Source organism: Desulfobacula sp. (genome assembly GCF_021107415.1).
In genome coordinates, this window is the sequence record NZ_JAIOSW010000267.1 from 1 (window position 1) to 3,916 (window position 3,916).

3 protein-coding genes are annotated in these 3,916 nt (G+C 39.0%); all 3 read right to left on the reverse strand.

Features of this window, described 5'->3' with window-relative positions; genetic code table 11:
- The coding region (locus tag K8S13_RS14150) for a GAF domain-containing protein (RefSeq protein WP_291463418.1) at window positions 1-640 on the reverse strand (640 nt) is incomplete at its 3' end.
- 112 nt (window positions 641-752) lie between these two features.
- Window positions 753-1,436 (reverse strand): hypothetical protein, encoded by a 684-nt coding sequence (locus K8S13_RS14155; protein WP_291463420.1) that lies wholly within the window; start codon window positions 1,434-1,436, stop codon window positions 753-755.
- Between the two features lies 1 nt (window position 1,437).
- Entirely contained in the window at window positions 1,438-3,591 is a 2,154-nt protein-coding gene (locus K8S13_RS14160) for a penicillin acylase family protein (RefSeq protein WP_291463422.1), read from the reverse strand.
- Window positions 3,592-3,916 lie beyond the last annotated feature (325 nt).

Genomic DNA, 3,916 nt, shown 5'->3' on the forward strand with positions numbered 1-3,916 from the left:
TATTCACCCATTTAAAAATCCTGTTCTGCCCCAGAGCAATCCCCACGGGTGACGATTCCAGAATTTTTTCAAATGTTTTTCGCTGCTCTGTCAGCTTTTTATCCGACTCTTTTCGTTCAATGGCAAGGGCAATATGTTGGGAAATCGAATTTAACAGATCCAGATCTTTTTTCTCATAGGCTGTTGCAGATTCATAACTTTGAATGACAATGGCACCTTTTACACAGTCTTTAATAATCAAAGGAGCACCAAGCCAGATTTTAGGGATCGTTCCAATTTCTTTTTTCTTAAGCTGATGGGTAAGCCGGATTATATCCTGTCTAAAAAGAATCAACGGTTTTCTGGCTTTAATGACCTCACCGGTTAAAGATGCGGTTTCACTAAAATTCAAAATTTCATCGGGGTTATCATCTATTTCAGCCACATGGTATGGAAAGGTGATGGAATCCCTTTCTTTATGATGAAGAGCGATATAAAAATTATCAACATTGAGAATTTCATCAAGACTTGTATGAATCACTTGATAGAGTTCATCCAGGTCCCGGGTATTGTTGACCGCTTCGGATATTTTAAATAAAACTTCTATGGTTTTGTTGGGATCTCGCTTCTTTTTTATGTTTACAGATTGATTTTTACCCATGGCAAACCTATTTTGACCTTTATTAAAATCTCCCAAAAAAAGTCGTATTATTCCATTATTATTTAATTTTATCAAGTGGAATTCTGACATAGTGGAATACAAGGACAGGTGCTTATTTTTCTGGTTCTGTCCTAAAAATAAAGCTATAAACAATCATCATTAAAAACATAAGACTTACAGACAAACCAAGAAATTCATTCAGAATAGATCGATTAAAATATGCAAAAATATATAAAATAAAACTTGAGATCCCCAGGGCAGCAATCACTTTTGAGTAAATACGACCCTTAAAAAAATAAGGTGCCAGAATCAAAAAAACGATTGTGATTCCTCCCCATTTTATCCATGTAAACCAGTGCAAAAAGAAAAGTTCTTTCCCAAAATCATGATGGATAATTTTCGATGTTATCCTTAGCAGTTGTATGTTTTCTATGGCATCGGCAATAAGGATAACAAGTGACAGAAAGCTGGCTGCATAATAGTATCTTTGTCCGGTATTTTTTGCGCAGACAAATGAAAAGAAAAATAAAAAAGAAGCATACAAAACCATAAAAATATAATCCAGCCTGTTTCCAAGATCCATTGCTTTGATCATAGACAGTTGATCCACAGAGCCGGGTGAACCAAAAAGCTGGTAAACTTCGCTTTTCGATTGTATAAACTCAAAGGCAATGATAGGAGTGAAAAAGCCATCCATCATCCATGGGGCTTTGGAAGGAAATACCATCAACAACACACTGCCCATCCCGATCACCAACAGCCCTAAAAATCCAATTTTTAAAAATGGTCTATTCATTTTATATTTTAAACTTTTTCTCAGCATTCACAGCTATTGTTTTATATTTCCCTGATATCCAGTTTTCAAGATCCGAACAATACCATTTTGAGAACCTGCGGTCAGACGGTCCTCCTGCCATATTGGTATTTATTTCATCTGTGGAAAGATCTATAACCATTCTAAATGACGGAGCAAAAGTGGTCTGCCTGCCGGCACTTTCGAAAACCTGTCCCTGGTGTGGTGTGGCAAGGCCTCCGATAATGGTTATCGGCCCGCGGTCAAAACCGAGAAATTTTGGGAGCTTGCCGTCAAAGAGAATGTTTTTCATCATTACTTTTCTTGTATTGCCCCATTTTTCAGGCTCAACTTTCAGGGCCTTTTTGGCAGCCTTCAAATAGAGTTCCTCTCTTGTATTATTACCAAACCATACTGAATTTTCAGAAAGGAGTATCCTATCAAAATTTATATAAAAATCGTTAAACATCCCCGTATGCTTATCAATATGTTCAACCGCCTCTGTACCGAAACCGTTCTCACCGAAAACCTGAAGGTAAAGCGCTTTATAAAATTTATCAAAAAGAAATGCTCCTTTTGAATCAGCAGAGTATTCAAGATTCCAGTTTTTGAGTATTTTCCCCTGGGTTGTATCAGGAAGAAGAGGGCCAAGAATCTTCATAAACAATTGGGCCTGTATTGAATATACATCATAATGTAATTTGTACATGGTCTCACGTGTGATTTCATTGTTTTCCAAAAGAAGTTTGCCAATCCGGTCTGAACGATAGGATCCCATACCCACATTAATAGGATGAACATTTCCGTATTCATTAAGATTCTGATTGCTTGTAACAAAATAGCCGCTTTCAGGATTATAGCATCGCGGCAGGTCTTGAGGGCTTTCAAATCCCTGCCAGTCATTTTTTTCTTCCCAGCCGGGCAAGGGAACAAATCCCGTGACTCCTTCCCGTCTTTTCGGCATCAGGCCGGACATCTGGTAGCCGATATTTCCGTCCTTGTCTGCAAGGATAAAATTCCAGGATGTCTCTACACGGCCGAGGAGATCCATCCCTTGTGTAACTGTCTTTGCATCAAATATTTTAATAATGCTGTCAAGTGTAACAGCGCCTGAAAAGGCAGGTGCCCAGGAAGTAGTAATATAATACCCTTCCTCGTTCGGATTTCCTTCAAGGATACCATGCTTATTCTCGTAAAAGACCACTTTTACGGAATCTTTTTTCTTTCTTTTTATTGTCTCTTTTCTTTCAATAAAATGGCTCCACTTGTCAGGCTCACACATATATTTGCCGTCTTTGCATTTTTCAATCCAGGAATCTATGCCGTCCATGAATGTATAGGTTGCACTCCAGGCAAGATCCTGATTCCGACCGACAAGAAGGGCCGGGGCTCCGGGCATGGTTCCGCCCATTGCATATCCGTCTTTTGTTTTTAATACGATCTCATACCAGATATTCGGAAGCCTGTTTATTTCCAAATGAGGATCGTTTGAGAGAATCGGCTTTCCCGAAGCTGTCTTTTTTCCTGAGACTGCCCAGTTATTGGATGCCATCATCACAGGTGCGGCGATGTTCCAGAGAGATGCCGGAGAGACGAGTCGGTCGGCAAGTTTTATCTTTTTTATAAGGTCCATATCAAGCCCTCCAAGAATTCCCGGGAAAAGCTCGTTCAGTCGATCTTCATCCATACCTGCCTGGACAAACTCGATAAAAAGTCTTTCCATTTCACCCTGGGACTGTGCAAGGGTAAGATAACCTATCATCCGTGAGATAAGAACAGTGTCTTTGATGCACCAGGGTTCAGGTTTAAACCTGAAAAGTTTGAATTCCCATGGAATTTTTTGGGCAAAAGCCCTGTTCACCCCTGCGCAGTATGCATCAATTACTTCTCTTGTGTCGGGAGAGAATTTTTCGATTTGTGAAGCAATTGAACCGGTCCAGTTCATTCGTCTGAAAAACTTATCGATTTCAAGCATTTCATCACTGGAATCAAGAAATTCAGATGCCCGTCCCTGTCCCAGAATACGCATTAAAAGTATCTGCATTCCCCGGTCTTTTCCATGGACATATCCCATTAGATTGAAGATGTCTGTCTTGTCTTTCCCCTCAACATGGCAGACACCGTGTTTGTCTCTCCATATTTTATTGCTGGTGCTCATATCTTCTCCTGATTTTTGGTTTCGCAGTACTGCATAGCTGTGAACGGATAATCCGCTTCCGGCCGACTTTATTTTTCACCCTGCCAAAGCATTATATCTTGTTATAAAAGTAGATTTCATGCAATACTATCCAAACAACTATGATTGTTAATAAATTATAATAATAATGGTATGAAAGCAATATCTTATATGAACACTTATTTGGAATACTATGAATGAAATTTTTTGAAGAAGTCTCGCTTTTGTATGAAATCAGTGAAGCATTGAATCAGCACATGGACATGAAAAAATCTTTATTCAAAGTATTAAGTGTTCTGTCTGAATC